The 16,317-nt window shown below is 37.2% G+C and carries 17 protein-coding genes; 11 read left to right on the top strand and 6 right to left on the bottom strand.

What is annotated here, in order from left to right:
• The first annotated feature begins 203 nt into the window (after positions 1 to 203).
• Positions 204 to 3,029: a 2-oxoglutarate dehydrogenase E1 component gene (locus PZE06_RS17040; protein WP_150948955.1), complete on the top strand. Its 2,826-nt coding sequence runs from the start codon at positions 204 to 206 to the stop codon at positions 3,027 to 3,029.
• 17 nt (positions 3,030 to 3,046) lie between these two features.
• Positions 3,047 to 4,270 (top strand): 2-oxoglutarate dehydrogenase complex dihydrolipoyllysine-residue succinyltransferase, encoded by a 1,224-nt coding sequence (gene odhB, locus PZE06_RS17035; RefSeq protein WP_150948958.1) that lies wholly within the window; start codon positions 3,047 to 3,049, stop codon positions 4,268 to 4,270.
• 79 nt (positions 4,271 to 4,349) lie between these two features.
• Here the strand turns inward: odhB and sda are convergent, their stop codons facing one another.
• Complete coding sequence (sda, locus tag PZE06_RS17030) at positions 4,350 to 4,481, bottom strand: sporulation histidine kinase inhibitor Sda (RefSeq protein WP_095306228.1); 132 nt, start codon at positions 4,479 to 4,481, stop codon at positions 4,350 to 4,352.
• A gap of 209 nt (positions 4,482 to 4,690) precedes the next feature.
• On the opposite strand from sda, the gene PZE06_RS17025 reads away from it, so the two are divergent.
• The 6 genes from PZE06_RS17025 to crcB all read left to right on the top strand — a co-directional run bounded on the left by PZE06_RS17025 (position 4,691) and on the right by crcB (position 7,544).
• Positions 4,691 to 4,834 (top strand): hypothetical protein, encoded by a 144-nt coding sequence (locus PZE06_RS17025; RefSeq protein ID WP_191963266.1) that lies wholly within the window; start codon positions 4,691 to 4,693, stop codon positions 4,832 to 4,834.
• Positions 4,835 to 4,914: 80 nt separating this feature from the next.
• Positions 4,915 to 5,763, top strand: coding sequence for a gamma-glutamylcyclotransferase family protein (locus tag PZE06_RS17020; protein ID WP_150948962.1), 849 nt, complete (start codon positions 4,915 to 4,917; stop codon positions 5,761 to 5,763).
• A gap of 80 nt (positions 5,764 to 5,843) precedes the next feature.
• Entirely contained in the window at positions 5,844 to 6,035 is a 192-nt protein-coding gene (locus PZE06_RS17015) for a hypothetical protein (protein WP_150948965.1), read from the top strand.
• 197 nt (positions 6,036 to 6,232) lie between these two features.
• Positions 6,233 to 6,439 (top strand): DUF6501 family protein, encoded by a 207-nt coding sequence (locus PZE06_RS17010; RefSeq protein ID WP_150948968.1) that lies wholly within the window; start codon positions 6,233 to 6,235, stop codon positions 6,437 to 6,439.
• Between the two features lie 374 nt (positions 6,440 to 6,813).
• A complete protein-coding gene (locus PZE06_RS17005; RefSeq protein WP_150948971.1) occupies positions 6,814 to 7,191 on the top strand; it encodes a fluoride efflux transporter FluC in 378 nt (125 codons plus the stop codon).
• Complete coding sequence (gene crcB, locus PZE06_RS17000) at positions 7,191 to 7,544, top strand: fluoride efflux transporter CrcB (protein ID WP_150948974.1); 354 nt, start codon at positions 7,191 to 7,193, stop codon at positions 7,542 to 7,544. The genes PZE06_RS17005 and crcB overlap by 1 nt, the downstream gene beginning before the upstream one ends.
• A 28-nt stretch (positions 7,545 to 7,572) precedes the next feature.
• Here crcB and yidC read toward each other — a convergent pair whose 3' ends face one another.
• The 3 genes from yidC to PZE06_RS16985 all read right to left on the bottom strand — a co-directional run bounded on the left by yidC (position 7,573) and on the right by PZE06_RS16985 (position 9,376).
• Entirely contained in the window at positions 7,573 to 8,346 is a 774-nt protein-coding gene (yidC, locus tag PZE06_RS16995) for a membrane protein insertase YidC (protein WP_150948977.1), read from the bottom strand.
• Between the two features lie 21 nt (positions 8,347 to 8,367).
• Positions 8,368 to 8,658: a hypothetical protein gene (locus tag PZE06_RS16990; RefSeq protein WP_150948980.1), complete on the bottom strand. Its 291-nt coding sequence runs from the start codon at positions 8,656 to 8,658 to the stop codon at positions 8,368 to 8,370.
• A 139-nt stretch (positions 8,659 to 8,797) separates the two neighbouring features.
• Positions 8,798 to 9,376 carry a biotin transporter BioY gene (locus tag PZE06_RS16985; RefSeq protein WP_150948983.1) on the bottom strand — a complete coding sequence of 193 codons (579 nt, stop codon included), beginning with the start codon at positions 9,374 to 9,376 and terminating at the stop codon, positions 8,798 to 8,800.
• A 166-nt stretch (positions 9,377 to 9,542) separates the two neighbouring features.
• On the opposite strand from PZE06_RS16985, the gene PZE06_RS16980 reads away from it, so the two are divergent.
• The 3 genes from PZE06_RS16980 (at position 9,543) to nadE (ending at position 12,546) form a co-directional block, all read left to right on the top strand.
• Positions 9,543 to 10,085: a cysteine hydrolase family protein gene (locus PZE06_RS16980; protein ID WP_150948986.1), complete on the top strand. Its 543-nt coding sequence runs from the start codon at positions 9,543 to 9,545 to the stop codon at positions 10,083 to 10,085.
• A gap of 74 nt (positions 10,086 to 10,159) precedes the next feature.
• The gene (locus PZE06_RS16975) at positions 10,160 to 11,632 is read left to right on the top strand and encodes a nicotinate phosphoribosyltransferase (RefSeq protein ID WP_150948989.1); all 1,473 of its coding nucleotides are present in this window, start codon (positions 10,160 to 10,162) and stop codon (positions 11,630 to 11,632) included.
• Between the two features lie 89 nt (positions 11,633 to 11,721).
• A complete protein-coding gene (gene nadE / locus PZE06_RS16970) occupies positions 11,722 to 12,546 on the top strand; it encodes an ammonia-dependent NAD(+) synthetase (RefSeq protein WP_150948992.1) in 825 nt (274 codons plus the stop codon).
• 417 nt (positions 12,547 to 12,963) lie between these two features.
• Here the strand turns inward: nadE and pflA are convergent, their stop codons facing one another.
• Complete coding sequence (pflA, locus tag PZE06_RS16965) at positions 12,964 to 13,704, bottom strand: pyruvate formate-lyase-activating protein (protein WP_150948995.1); 741 nt, start codon at positions 13,702 to 13,704, stop codon at positions 12,964 to 12,966.
• Positions 13,705 to 13,800: 96 nt separating this feature from the next.
• Positions 13,801 to 16,026, bottom strand: a complete 2,226-nt coding sequence (gene pflB, locus PZE06_RS16960) for a formate C-acetyltransferase (RefSeq protein ID WP_150949039.1) — start codon at positions 16,024 to 16,026, stop codon at positions 13,801 to 13,803.
• Positions 16,027 to 16,317 lie beyond the last annotated feature (291 nt).

Here is a 16,317-nt window from a genome sequence, read left to right as displayed (position 1 = left end):
TTTATTACAATAGGTAATTGCCTAATGAAAGTTTTTACTATTTACACAGTTAAAACCTTTGTAGTTCTTACATGAACGTGTTAGAATAGCTTTGAAAACGTTATATCCTCTGAAAAATAATATTATTCTAACATTTGAGTTTCCGAATGGAGAAGAAGAGGATAAAGTGATCAATTTCTTAAAAGATTTTGGAGGTATTTCACATGAGGAAGCCATCAGATGGTCAAGGACCAGTATGGCAAGGATTTCACGGACCGAATTTAGGATATGTCATTGAGATGTATGAAGCCTATTTAGAAAATCCTGATTCAGTGGACGAAGAAATAAAAGCATACTTCGCAGAAAATGGACCACCTACATTAGAAAAGAGTGAGATTGCACATTCTCAAACTAATGTAATTCAAGTTAGCACACCGATTGAAAAAATATTAGCAGCAGCCAATCTTGCTGACAAAGTCAGGGGCTATGGCCATTTAGCAGCTGATATTTATCCGTTGAAAAATCAAGAACCTGATAAAGAACTAATTGAAATGGATTATTACGGACTAACGAAACAAGATTTAGAGGAAATACCAGCTCATTTTATCTCAACGGATATTCCACACCATCTAAAAAATGGTTATGAAGCTATTGAGTACTTGAAAAAGGTATACACCGGGAAAATTGCTTTTGAAATCCGACATGTTAATAATAATCAAGAAAAAATGTGGATTCGCAACAAAATTGAAAGTGGGAGTCTGCTTCCATCATTAACTGCTGATAAAAAGAAAAAGTTGTTGCAGCGCTTAACAGAGGTCGAGGAATTTGAAAAATTTATCCATAAAACCTTCGTTGGCCAAAAACGCTTTTCTATAGAGGGCTTGGACACATTGGTTCCATTAATTGATGAAATTATTTTGGAAACGGTTGAGAACGGTGCTTCAACAATTAACATCGGAATGGCTCATAGAGGGCGCTTGAACGTTCTTGCTCATAATTTAGGAAAGCCATATGAAATGATTTTTGCAGAGTTTCAGCATGCGCCAAACAAAGAACTAGTGCCTTCAGAAGGCTCAATTGGAATTAACTTTGGTTGGACAGGAGATGTTAAATATCATCTTGGTCTTAATCGTGAATTACCTGAGAAGAATCAACGCAAAGCGAGAATAACATTAGCGAATAATCCGAGTCACCTTGAATTTGTTGGAGCTGTAGTGGAAGGGTTTACCCGTGCTGCGCAAGATGATCGCACAGACAAGGGCTATCCGAAAGAAGACTTAAGCTCAGCGTTAGCCATTCTTGTCCACGGTGATGCCGCATTTCCTGGACAAGGAATAGTAGCTGAAACGTTAAATTTAAGCCGCTTAAAAGGATATCGTACAGGTGGTACGATTCATGTCATTGCCAATAATTTGATCGGTTTTACTACTGAGAGAATGGACTCTCGTTCAACACGGTATTCGAGCGATTTAGCTAAAGGCTATGAAATGCCGATTTTACATGTTAATGCCGATGATCCAGAAGCGGTATTAGCAGCAGCCCAATTTGCTTGTGAATATCGCGAAACGTTTAAAAAAGATGTTTTAATTGATCTCGTTGGCTATCGTAGGTTTGGTCATAATGAAATGGATGAACCGATGACGACAAATCCGTTAATGTACCAACTAATTCAAAAGCATCCGACTGTGAAGGAACTGTACGCACAAAAATTACTTCAGGAGAACATTCTTTCTCAGGGCGAGCTTGAACAGCTCGAACGTGAAGTACTTACTAGACTTCAGGAAGCATATGCAAAGGTTCCGGAAAAAGAGGAGAAAGAGGGAGATCCAAAACCTCCTGAAACGGTTGAAAAAGGGATTTCTAAGATGAAAACAGGGGTGCCTCTTGAAAAGTTAAAGAAAATGAACGAAGAGCTTTTGCAATGGCCGGAAGGATTTCAAGTATTTAGTAAATTAAGTAGAATTTTAAAGAGACGTCTAGATGCATTTAAAGATAATGGAAAAGTCGATTGGGGCTTAGCCGAGACTCTTGCCTTTGCCTCCATAATTGCCGATGGAACTCCTGTGCGCCTTTCAGGTCAGGATTCAGAGCGTGGTACATTTGCTCATCGAAATATCGTTTTATATGATCAGAATACAGGGGAAAAATTCTCTCCATTGCATCGGTTATCAGATGCGAAGGCTTCTTTTAGTGTCTACAACAGTCCGTTGTCAGAAGGTTCCGTGCTAGGTTTTGAATACGGATACAATGTTTTCGCACCTGAAACATTAGTTTTATGGGAAGCGCAATTTGGTGATTTTTCAAATGCGGCACAAGTTATTTTTGACCAATTTATTTCTTCAGGAAGGGCGAAGTGGGGAGAAAAATCGGGACTCGTAATCCTTTTACCTCATGGATACGAGGGCCAAGGACCAGAGCATTCTAGCGCCCGTATGGAAAGATTTTTAACGCTGGCTGCGGAAAATAACTGGACTGTTGCTAACCTAACTTCTGCTGCACAGTATTTTCATATTTTAAGAAGGCAGGCAGCGATTTTAAATAAAGAAGAGGTTCGCCCTCTTGTCATCATGACGCCAAAAAGCTTGCTGCGAAACCCAAGAGTAGCATCACATCCGAGTGCCCTAAGTGAAGGAGAATTCCATTCAATTATTGAGCATAAAGCGATCGGGCAAGAGGCCGATAAGGTCGAGCGCGTAGTTTTAGGAACAGGGAAAATGGTTATCAATCTTCTTGAACAGCTAGATACTGTGGAAAATACGGAATGGCTCCATGTGGTCAGTGTGGAAGAAATTTATCCTTTTCCAATGGAAAGTCTGAAAATGGTTTTGGATAGCCTTCCGAATGTAAAAGAAATTGTTTGGGTCCAAGAAGAACCGAAAAACATGGGAGCGTGGACATTTGTTGAACCTCGTATTAAAGAGATAGCGGCAAGCGATATAGAGGTGCGCTATGTTGGTCGCCGTCGTCGTTCAAGTCCGGCTGAGGGAGATCCTGATGTTCACAAAATGGAGCAAGCATGTATTATTGATAAAGTAATCACCCGTTTTTGAAGAAGGAGGAAATTAAGGTGGCGGAAATTCGAATTCCAGAGTTAGCAGAATCAATTACAGAAGGAACTGTAGCTGGATGGCTAAAAAAAGTGGGCGACAAAATTGAAAAAGGCGACTATTTAGTTGAATTAGAAACTGATAAGGTCAATGTTGAAATCATCTCGGACTACAGTGGGGTCTTGACTGAAATGAAATATAATGAAGGGGATACCGTTAATGTTGGAGAAGTGATTGCTATCGTTTCAGAGGAGGGAGAGGAACCAGCTCCTGTCTCTGTTCAGGAAAAAAACGCTGAAGAAAATGTACAAGAGCAATCAAATTCAACATTCAAAGAAGAAAAGAAGGAGCGCCCGATCGCATCTCCATCGGCACGGAAACTAGCAAGAGAAAAAGGACTTGATTTGAGCCAGGTTCCAACAGTTGATCCGTTAGGCCGTGTACGTGCACAAGATGTTCAAGGATTTCAACATGGTCAACCGAGCGCTGCTACATCGGTTCCAACACCAGCGCCTGCAGTAAGGCAAGAGATGGTAAGCGATGATAAGCCGGTGGAACGAATTCGTATGTCCCGCAGACGGCAAACGATTGCTAATCGCTTAGTGGAAGTGCAGCATACAGCGGCAATGCTGACTACTTTTAACGAAGTTGATATGACAAATGTATTAAATTTGCGTAAGCGCCGGAAAGATAAATTTTTGGAAGAAAATGATGTAAAGTTAGGTTTTATGTCATTTTTCACAAAAGCGGTCGTTGCTGCATTAAAGAAATCACCGCTATTGAACGCTGAAATACAAGGTGATGAAATTGTTCTGAAAAAGTTTTATGATATTGGAATAGCTGTTTCCGCTCCGGAGGGACTTGTGGTTCCGGTTGTACGGGAAGCAGACCGAAAGAGTTTTGCGGAAATTGAAAAAGATATTTTAGCGCTTGCTGATAAGGCACGTCAAAACAAACTGGCCCTTACTGATCTGCAAGGTGGTACCTTTACGATTACAAATGGAGGAGTGTTCGGTTCTTTGCTCTCCACACCAATCTTAAATGGACCACAGGTTGGAATTTTAGGCATGCATTCGGTAAAACTTCGTCCAGTTGCCATTGATGAGGAAAGGATGGAGAACCGTCCGATGATGTATATTGCCCTTTCTTATGATCATCGCATCGTTGATGGCAAAGAGGCAGTTACATTTTTAAAGCGAATTAAAGAACTTATCGAGGATCCTGAATCATTAATATTTGAATAAGCATTATATAAAAAACAGCCACTAGTGCAAAGTGCACGGTGGCTGTTTTTGGTTTCCAAAATATTATTCATTATCACTTTTAGTCCTTAAAAGGCTTTAATCCACGTTTTCTAATTTCATCTTTCAAAATTTTTGCCCATTCCTTATCCTTTTCCGACTTCAATGCATCACGATACGAGACGATTAACAATTCATTACTCATAATCTTCATTGTGCATACCTCCAGGTAAAAGGATTGTAAATCTATGTTTATTCATTGTAAAGGATCTTTGCTCCTTTGAAAAGACATTTCGCGAAATTTTCGAAAAATAATGTAGTCTGAAATTTATTCAACCTATAGGTGGAGATCTGTTCGTTCTTACTCCCAATGTAGATGAAGTGATGTAAAGGTATGATGGATGTATAAGGGGGGATGGAGAAATGAATTATGACTACTATATCTATACAGAACTGGCGAAAATAAAAGTGATTGAACTTAGGCAAACTTCATATAAGTATTCAAACTTAAAGAGAAAAAAGGGACGCAACCATATCCGAAGCTTGATAGAGTTGTTCTGGAATTAATAGACTTTGTAAGACAAACGGAATCCCTTCAGTTAAAATAGAGATGTCAAAAAAGTCTTAATATTAAAGGAGTCGTTGAGGTGAAGGTTTTTGTATACGGCACATTAAGGAAACATGAAGGAAATCATGGGCTATTAAAAAACGCTGTTCCTATTGCTCAACAAGCGTGGACATATGGAGAGCTATTTGATACTGGTTATGGTTACCCAGCGCTGAAGTGCTCGGAACAAGGGAAAGTATATGGAGAATTGTATGAAATTGATCAAACGATCCTTTCGAAATTGGATCATCTGGAAGACTATAAGGCTAACAGGGAAGATAATCTATATGAGCGAGTGGAAGCACAAATCTTTACGGATATAGGAGAGTATTCAGGCTTTGTCTACATAGAGAAACAGGAAGGTTTAGGTAAGGAACTGATCCCTCATGGAGATTGGAAGTTATATCAGTTATTAAACCAAAAACCAGCTTCCATTTATTATTTTGCTTACGGCTCTTGTATGGATGTCGAAAGATTTGAGAAAGCAGAAGTCGCTCATTTTTTTGAAAAAGTGGAAGGAGCTTGTACACTGGAAGGCTATTCTATGAAATATTTATTTAGCGCAAATGATGGAGGACGCGCTGATATTATTGAAGATGGTGGTGTAACGGAAGGGATCTTATATAATATTCCTTTTCAAGGAATATACTATCTTTTTGATAGGGAGGGTTTTAACCTTGGATGGTATCGACCTACACTTGTTGATGTGAAAATAGGTGAAAAACTGATTCCAGACGTTTTAACCTTTCATGTATATGAGAAACAACCAGAGTTGGCTCCACCACTTCACTATGCAAAAGAAATTCTGCGAGGCTCAAAAGGGAGAGTGAGCCAAGGATATTATCAGAAATTGGAGGAAGAACTTGTCAGACTCGGGTGTAAATTGTGATTTTTTCTGAGAAAAATGTTTTAAGCAAGCATTAGGGTGGTAAAAAAGATTAACACCATCTCAGAAAGAAGGTACTCTTTATGAAGACATTTACTGAAAATAGCTATTATGAAGTGGTGTACGAAAATAAATGTTATCAATTTCTTGAATTTATAAGGCTTGATACAATTTGCGAAAAAACATATGTAACCTTAAAAAATGTTTTTACAGGCGAACTCTTCACTTTTGATGAAGGTAAAATCATGAAAATAAGAAAAAAGCTAACTCATTAAGGTTGTTGTTGTGTGTATAGTGGTTTTGGGCATGAGCCTATTGCTGAAATTTTTTAATGAAGAACAGCCTTCTTTTCTCTGTTTGTTTTCGAATAAGCAATTGTTTTGAGAAAAGTATCTTCATTATCAAAAAAGGTTGCACCACTCCAAGTAAATTTCCTATAATAATGTAGTAATAAACGATGAAGGAGTATAGAATGAGACATCTAACTTGGAATAATTCGGATACAATCAAAATGGTCAAATGCATTCATACAAATGCTGAAAAGTATATCGTCAATCGTGCGTTAACAGTCGGCCAGTCTTATAAAGTTAAAAATGAAACAGAGGAATTTTATTTTATTGTCGACAATAGTGGAAAAGTTGGTGGGTTTTATAAGGATTATTTTGAGGAAATTTCATAAGTAAAGTTGTTATTTTATATGGAAACAGATATTCATCTAGGACCGATAAGAATAATAAAATGACTATTAAATTGTACATAAAAAACTGCGCATTTATAAAAATCGCAGTTTTTTTGTTTACTTTTTGTTCATGTTCTCTAGGAGCAAAATCAATAATATGGTTTTAATAATTTGATTCAATATATAAGAATTAATGCGGGAAATATCTATGAAGCAGATAAAGAGAACACATGAAGGACGTTTATAAAGGGTTGACAATCGATGAAATAAAGAAAATATATTGTCTAGAAGATGTTAAAATATATTATGATATTTTAGAATGAATAATTGATGGAATTGTGATGTTTTTATTTCAACATAGAGGTGGATATATATTGAAGGCTTATTTATATGTCGGGATTGGTGGGGCGGTTGGAAGTTTATTGCGATATTTCATTTCATTGATAACGCTCTATTTCTTTGGAAATGCTTTTCCATACGGTACCGTCGCAGTAAATTTAGTAGGAGCCTTCTTTTTAGGATGGTTCACTTCTCATATACTTTATCAGACGAATCCTTCGTTAGCTAGAGGAATTGGAACAGGAATGATTGGTTCTTTTACCACCTTATCGACATTAAGTGTAGATGTTTTATTTTTATGGGAAAATGATGCGATCATGGCTCTATTCTTATACGTCACGATTAGTATGATTGGTGGTCTCTTTTTTGGATACGCAGGGTTAAAAATTGGGCATAAGCAGGTGGATTCTTAATGATCGGATGGGGATTGGTTGCGGTTGGTGGCTTCTTCGGTGCGATAAGTAGATTTTGGATTGGAAATGTTGTAAAAAGGCTAAAGCTAACAAAATTACCACTAGGAACCTTAATTGTCAATCTAATCGGCTCCTTTTTTCTTGGATACTTATTTGCAGGAGCTTCAGAACATATATATTCATTATTTGGTGTTGGTTTTTTGGGAGCCTTTACCACCTTTTCTACAATGAATGTAGAAGCAATGCAACTGTTAAATGAAAAACGCATCTTTACAGGAGTTCTTTATATAGGAATTACGTACCTAATTGGTGTGCTGCTGGCTTTTTATGGCTATGTCTTGGCAATAAATTAAGAGGATGTCTGAAAGACACCCTCTTAATTTATTGTTGGTTTGTGACAGCAATCGATTCCTCTTTTTTATATAAAAATTTTGCTATTAAAGTTTGGATAATTAGAAAGCCTCCTCCAATAGCCCAATAGAGGGGAAGAGCAGCTGGAGCATTTAATGAAACAAAAACGATCATCACTGGTGAAAGTAAGCCCATTATTTTCATTTGCTTTTGCTGTTCTTTCGGCATATTTGCTAAGGAAACTTTAAACTGCAAATAGTAAACAATACCAGCAATCGCTGTTAGCCAAATGTCCGGTTGTCCAAGGCTGAACCATAAGAAAGAATGGCTGGCTATTTCAGCAGAACCTCTTATTGCATAATAGAATCCGATCAGAATAGGCATTTGAATTAAGAGAGGCAAGCATCCTATCGATAATGGATTAACATTATGTTTTTTATATAGAGCAAACATTTCTTGCTGAAGCTTTTGTTGTTCTGCTACGTCTTTTGTTTTCTTTAACTTTGTTTGAATGGCATCAAGCTCCGGTTTCATCGCATCCATTTTTATTTTCATAGCCCGTTGCTTTTTCGTTTGTTTAAGCATCATTGGCATAAGGATAAGCCGAATAATCAATGTAATAAAAATAATCGATAAACCGAAATTCCCTCCAAATAAATTGGCAGTTGTATGAATTAAATTTTCAAAAGGCACGACAAGAAAAGTGTGAAAGAAACCTTCACTATTTCCGTTCTGTGCAGAACAAGCAGATAAAAAGATAACCGTAAATAATAAAACAACTAATATTTTTAATTTATATTTCATTCTGAACCTCCAGTATGAGTACTAGTCTGCTATTAATAATGAAATAGCGCGACTGTCGTCCTCATCTGGAGTTCCTGTTTTTTTTCTAATATATCTCATAACCCAAATCAAGATATAATGAAAGGATGGATTTGCATTGAAAAGATGGGTGCCAACAGGAAGCAATCCATGTTCATTATCTAGTTGCTGGGAAGCGATAAATTGATATTCGATATTCCAGATCCAAATTAGATCGAGCAAAATAAGGAATAAGCCGGCATACATCGTATAAAGTGCCGAAAGGCTAATAAAATCAAACAAGGATTCTAGCATAAGTTCACCTCGATAATGAGAAGCACTATCTTTCAGTATAAGAGGTGAAAGATGTAAATGCAACTTAACTATTTATACGATTTACTTTGGCAAAGGTTTCATACTTTATCTAGATCACGCGTTTATTCCTTTTAAAATCTTAAAGAGAGCGTTGCATATCCGTTTTTGCTGTAAAAAGCAGTTTCGCTTGAATCAATCGTTTTCTAATAAGAATACCGATCCATGAAGCAAGTCCAGCTTTGATGATTCCAACTAGCAAAAATGGTGTAAAGCCACTGGCAAAAGCAGCAACCCAAGATAAATCTGCTGAAATCTTTAACCACATTGTCCCAAAAAATAAGGTGATGAACATCCCCATGATATTAGCGATAAGTGCATGTTTAAAAGTAAAGCCAAACTTTTCTAAATATATCCCCATGATAAAAGTAGCAGGAAGAAATCCAACTAAAAATCCTCCTGTCGGTCCGATAAGTTTTGAAACTCCTGCAGAGAACTCAGCAAAAACAGGAACTCCTGCAGAACCAATTACTAAATACAAGAGAACGGATAAAGTTCCATATTTTGAACCTAAAATAGTTGCGGCCAACCCAATTGCTAATGTTTGTCCAGTAATGGGAACAAGTGGGAGCGGAATGGTTAACTGTGCCATAATTCCAATGATTGCTGCAAAAAGAGCTGTTAAAATCATGGATCTTAATTTGATCTGTTCCTTACTCATCATATGCTCCTTTCAAATGTTAACTTATTTATAAATTTGGTTTACATATAGACTATAAGGTTTACAGAAATATTTGTCAATCCAATTATCGTTAGTGAGGAATGATTGTGAAAATTTCTTAAATACGTTAAAATGATTTACAAAACATATTTGGGGAGGGAAAGCTTTGAAAAAAGCGTTAATAAATATCGATTATACTGTTGACTTTGTGACTGGAGCTCTACCTTGTGGAGAGCCAGGCGAGAAAATAGAAAGAGAAATTACAAAAATAACAGAGGAATTTATTAACCAAGGTGAATTGGTTGTCTTTGCTATCGACTTACATAAAAGAGATGACCGTTATCATCCAGAAGCGAAGCTATTCCCGCCACATAATATTGAAGGTACAAATGGTCGTGATTTGTTCGGAGGTTTAGAAAAGCTCTATCATGATAGCAAAGAGCTTGAAAATGTTTATTGGATGGATAAGACTAGATATAGCGCCTTTGCGGGAACTGATCTGGAAATTAAATTAAGAGAAAGAGCAATTACAGAATTACATCTAGTTGGTGTTTGTACAGATATTTGTGTGTTGCACACTGCTGTTGATGCATATAATAAAGGTTTTAATATAACTGTTTATGAAAATGCTGTTGCAAGTTTTAATGAGGTGGGACATAGGTGGGCGTTGGAACATATTAAAGGTTGTTTAAATGGTAAAATCGTATAGCTTTAATGATGAATCGATTGCTTTCAAATATTTTATTTGGCAATCGAATTGGAGAAGAAAGAAGGACAAAGTTTATGAGTAACCACTATCAAGATGATAGCTTAACTTTACATACAGATTTATATCAAATTAATATGGCTGAAACATACTGGGAAGATGGGATTCACAATCGAAAAGCTGTTTTTGAGGTCTACTTCCGTAAGCTTCCATTTGGAAATGGTTATGCCATTTTTGCAGGGCTTGAACGAATAATTGAATATATCCAACAATTTCGCTTTACAGAGAGTGATCTTGAATATTTGAAAAATGAGGCCGGTTATGGAGACGACTTTCTCGAATATTTGAGAACGTTGCGTTTTACTGGGAATATCCGTTCTGTTGTGGAAGGAGAAGTTGTTTTTGGCAATGAACCACTTATTCGCGTTGAAGCTCCTTTGGCAGAAGCTCAATTAATTGAAACGGCGCTGCTTAACATTGTGAATTACCAAACATTAATTGCAACAAAAGCTTCTCGCATCAAGCATATTGTTGGTGACGAAATAGCGATGGAATTTGGAACGAGAAGAGCACATGAACTCGATGCTGCTATATGGGGGACAAGAGCTGCTTTTATCGGTGGTTTTAATTCTACTTCCAATGTTCGTGCTGGTAAAAAATTTGGTATTCCAGTATCGGGTACGCATGCCCATTCGTTAATTCAAGCTTATAAGGATGAATACACTGCTTTTCATAAATATGCACGTCGTCATAAGAACTGTGTCTTCCTTGTTGATACATATGATACGTTAAGATCAGGGGTACCAAATGCTATAAAGGTTGCCAAGGAATTAGGCGATAAAATTAATTTTGTCGGAATTCGTTTGGATAGCGGTGACTTAGCATATCTTTCAAAAGAAGCAAGAAAAATGCTTGATGAGGCTGGATTCCCAAATGCGAAAATTGTCGCTTCCAATGATCTAGATGAATACACGATCATGAACTTAAAAGCACAGGATGCGAAAATAAACGTTTGGGGGATCGGAACAAAATTAATTACAGCTTATGATCAGGCTGCTTTAGGTGCTGTTTATAAATTAGCTTCGATAGAAGATGACAATGGTGTGATGCAGGATACTATGAAAATCAGTGGAAATCCAGAAAAAGTGTCAACACCAGGCTTAAAAAGGGTGTATCGTATTATCAATAGCATTAATCATAAATCAGAAGGGGATTATATTGCCTTAGAGGATGAAAATCCGCAGGAAGAAGAACCGTTAAAAATGTTCCATCCTGTTCACACTTATGTAAGTAAATTTGTTACGAACTTCGTGGCGAAAGAATTGCATCACGATATTTTTGCAGATGGAGAACTTGTTTACCAGTCTCCGTCAATTTCGGAAATGCAACGCTATGCTGATGAAAATCTTGAACTCTTGTGGGAAGAGTATAAAAGGACATTAAATCCAGAAGAATATCCTGTCGATTTAAGTCAAAAATGTTGGGACAATAAAATAAAGAACATTCAAGAAGTCCAAGCGAAGCTGAAAAAGGACGCTTTTTTAAAATAAGGAACTTTTAATTGAGGACTCGGTACCATTTAAAATACTGGACGATGTACTAAAAAAAGCTTTAACAACGATATAAGGAGGAGAGTCATGTGAGAAAGCTACAACAGCGAATTATAAAGGAACTATCCGTTCAATCAGCAATAGAACCTAAAGAGGAAATTACAAAACGAGTTCATTTTCTTAAAGAGTATCTAAAGAAAACGAAGGCAAACGGTTTTGTGTTAGGGATAAGTGGTGGACAGGATTCTTCATTAGCTGGTCGCTTGGCACAGCTTGCTGTTGAGCAACTACGAACTGAAGGATTTTCTGTGAAGTTTGTTGCTGTTCGTCTTCCTTACGGTGTGCAAAAGGACGAAGATGATGCACAAAAGGCTTTGAGGTTTATTCGGCCTGATGAATCTTACTCGTTTAATGTGAAGGATGCGGTTGATGCCGTCAAAGTTGAATATGATAGGAGTATCGAAGGAGAAGAATTAAGGGATTATCATAAAGGAAATGTGAAAGCACGAATGCGAATGATAGCCCAATACGCGATTGGCGGACAAGCTAATCTTTTAGTTATTGGCACTGATCATGCGGCAGAAGCTGTTACTGGATTTTTTACAAAGTATGGCGATGGTGGGGCCGATTTACTGCCATTATCAGGTTTGACAAAACGTCAAGGAAAAGCTCTTTTAAAAGAATTGGGTGCTGATGAGAGCATTTACTTGAAAGTCCCGACAGCGGATTTACTTGATCAAACACCTGGGCAAGCTGATGAAACGGAACTTGGAATCACGTATGATCAATTAGACGATTATTTAGAAGGAAAAGAAGTATCAGAGGAAGTAGCAAAGAAAATAGAAGAGCGTTATCTTTTAACAGAGCATAAAAGGCAGCTCCCAGCAACAATGTTTGATCAATGGTGGAAATAATTAGCGAAGAGCTAAGTAATCTTAATCACAAATGGCAGTAATTTCTTTAATAAACGCTCAAAGTTAGCAGAAAAGAATTTGTGAGTAGGCTTGGACAGAGGATAATAATAACCTTAAGAAATCCCCATTGTCGCATAAATCGGCAACGGTCATTTTTTAAGGTTTCGGAAGTTATAAATATTGTTTATTGTGAATTTAATGAGTGATCTAGTCTTTTGCAATCAGCTAAAGCCTAACCATTTTCAGGCTCCTCCCAACGATGAAAACCTCCGGTGCTAGATTAGTACTGGAGGTTTCTTTATCGTTTTGAACTTGCCTATTTTTGTTTATACGATGCTGAGCACGAAGGGAAAACAGATTTGCATCCATCTTAGGAACAATTTGCACTTAAAAATTTGGATGGCGCTCCCTCTGTTTTTATTCTGATGTTAGCTTTTCGTTCAATATTTTTTGAGCAAAAGCCGTACTTTCCTTACTAGGTGGTTCGATGCCCTTTAATGGATATTCCATGCCAAGAGCTTCCCACTTATAGACACCAAGCTGATGATAGGGTAGAACATCGACTTTTTGCACATTTTTTAGTGTGCCGATAAATTCACTTAATTGTTTTAAGTCATCGATATCATCTGTGATTGTCGGAACAAGAACATGTCGAATCCATACTGGTATTTCATGTGCCGATAAATACTTAGCGAACTCAAGAATATGGTCATTAGCCATTCCAGTAAGTTTTTTATGTTTCTTTCTGTCGATATGCTTTAAATCCAGCAAAATTAAATCTGTATACTGAAGGAGTTCTTGCAAATTCGTCTGAAACTGTTCTGCATGCGAAAAGCAGCCGCCAGAAGAATCGATTGTCGTATGAATCCCTAATTTTTTACATTCTTTAAATAATTCGATTAAAAATGGAATTTGTAGAAGTGGTTCTCCGCCAGAAACGGTAATTCCTCCTCCAGATGCTTCAATGAATGGTAAATAGGATTTTAAATCATCGATGATTTCGGAAACAGACATTTGCTTACCAATTCCTATTTCCCAAGTATCGGCATTATGGCAAAACTGGCAGCGAAGAAGGCATCCTTGTGTGAAAATGACGTAGCGGATCCCTGGCCCATCAACAGTTCCAAAAGTTTCGATTGAATGAATGTTTCCGTTCATGATGATTAATCTCCCTTCAAATTAGGAAAGCACGTTTTATCGCATGCTCAAAATTTTTTGAAAGAGGAGTTATGAATCAACTCCTCTACGATTTAATTACAAAGAACCGTGGAATGTTCTATTAATGACATCTAATTGTTGTTCTCTTGTTAATTTAATAAAGTTTACTGCGTAACCAGACACACGAATGGTTAACTGTGGATATTCCTCAGGATGTTCCATTGCATCTAATAATGTTTCTCTGTTAAACACGTTGACATTTAAATGATGCCCTTGTTTTACAGCGTATCCATCTAATATGCTAACAAGGTTGTTGACGCGGCTTTCATCCTCTTTCCCTAATGCTTTAGGTACAATGGAGAATGTGTTAGAAATACCATCCATCGCGTAGCTGTACGGTAATTTTGCGACAGAAGAAAGGGATGCTAATGTGCCCTTGGTATCACGTCCATGCATTGGGTTGGCTCCTGGAGCAAATGGCTCGCCAGCGCGACGTCCATCTGGAGTGTTACCAGTCTTTTTACCATAAACGACATTTGATGTAATGGTCAGGATAGACATCGTATGAAGAGAATTACGATAAGTAGGGTGTTTGCGTAATTTCTTCATGAATCTTTCAACAATATTTACGGCGATGCTGTCAACACGGTCATCGTTATTTCCGTATTTAGGGAAATCACCATCAATTTCAAAATCTACCGCTAAGCCATTTTCATCGCGAATTACTTTTACTTGAGCGTATTTAATGGCACTTAATGAATCGGCAACAACACTTAATCCGGCAATTCCTGTTGCCATCGTCCGTAAAATTTCTGTGTCATGAAGTGCCATTTCAATGCGTTCATAACTATACTTGTCATGCATATAATGAATGATGTTTAGAGTATTAATATATAACCCAGCAAGCCATTCCATCGTTTGATCAAATTTTTCCATTACTTCATCATAATTTAAAATTTCTGAAGTAATTGGGGAAGTGGCTGGTCCAACTTGAACTTTCTGCTTCTCATCTTTGTTGCCGTTAATGGCGTATAGAAGAGCTTTTGCTAAGTTAGCACGGGCTCCGAAGAATTGCATTTGCTTTCCGATTTCCATGGCAGATACACAACAGGCAATACCGTAATCATCGCCGTACTCCGGACGCATAATATCATCGTTTTCATACTGAATCGCACTTGTTTCAATCGAAACCTTTGAACAGAACTTTTTAAAATTCTCAGGAAGCTGAGTGGACCATAATACAGTTAAATTAGGTTCTGGAGCAGGACCAAGGTTTCTTAATGTGTGCAAGAAGCGGAATGAGTTCTTTGTCACAAGCGGGCGGCCATCCATTGCCATGCCCCCGATAGATTCTGTTACCCAAGTAGGGTCTCCAGAGAATAATTCATTATAATCAGGTGTGCGAGCAAATTTGACAAGACGTAGCTTCATTACAAAATGATCGACTAATTCTTGCGCCTCTTGTTCAGTTAGAACACCATTTTCTAAATCCTTTTCAATATAGATATCTAAGAATGTAGACACTCGTCCTAAGCTCATCGCTGCACCATTTTGCTCTTTTACTGCCGCTAAATATCCAAAATAGAGCCATTGGAAAGCTTCCGTCGCATTTTGAGCAGGTTTAGAAATGTCAAAACCGTAACTTTTCGCTAGTTCTTTTAATTCTTTTAAAGCGCGATATTGCTCAGATAATTCTTCTCTCTGTCTAATCACGTCCTCACTCATAACAGAAGTCATATTATTAAAATCATTTAGCTTCTGCTCCATTAGGAAGTCTACCCCGTAAAGGGCGACACGGCGATAGTCACCGATAATTCGACCTCTTCCATATGCATCAGGTAAACCGGTAATGATTCCTACTTTACGAGCAAGTCTCATTTCAGCAGTATACGCATCGAAAACACCTTGATTATGGGTTTTACGATAGTCAGTAAAAATTCTTTCTACTTCTTTATCCATTTCATAACCGTATGATTCGCAAGCTTGACTTGCCATCCTTACGCCGCCGAATGGCTGCAAAGAGCGTTTGAAAGGTTTGTCTGTTTGGAAGCCGACGATTTTTTCTAAGTTTTGATTTAAATATCCTGGTCCATGAGAAGTAATGGTAGATACGATTTTCGTATCCATATCAAGAACGCCGCCGTTTTCACGTTCCTGCTTCGTTAAATCCATAACTTGTTCCCACAATTTAGAGGTCGCTTCTGTTGGTCCTTCCAAAAAGCTGTCTTCACCTTCATATGGCGTAAAGTTCCTTAAAATAAAGTCACGTACATTCACTTCTTCTTGCCATCTTCCTTTTGCAAATCCTTTCCACTGTTCCATCATAAAAAAACACCTCTGTCATTTTTATTTGTTAATATAACAGTTGATACAATTTAACTATATTTAAAGTATAACAGATTTTATGTGAATATCATCACATGTAAATGATATTTTCGTGAATTTATTGTGAACAAAAGGATTTCATCAATATTTAAATTTTATTCAAACTGGGAAAATATGAATCTGTACTATAACTTTCTAATGGTTTATAGAAGCTGTTATATAAAAATAAAGTTCATTGCTATTATTGTAACGTTAAAAACGTAATATAAGTTAATAAAATATTGGAGA

The sequence above is a fragment of the Robertmurraya sp. DFI.2.37 genome (assembly GCF_029211245.1).
Classification (GTDB): Bacteria; Bacillota; Bacilli; order Bacillales; family Cytobacillaceae; genus Robertmurraya; species Robertmurraya methanolica_A.
The sequence above is the reverse complement of the archived record's forward strand: the minus strand, read 5'-3'. Positions and strand labels throughout refer to the sequence as shown.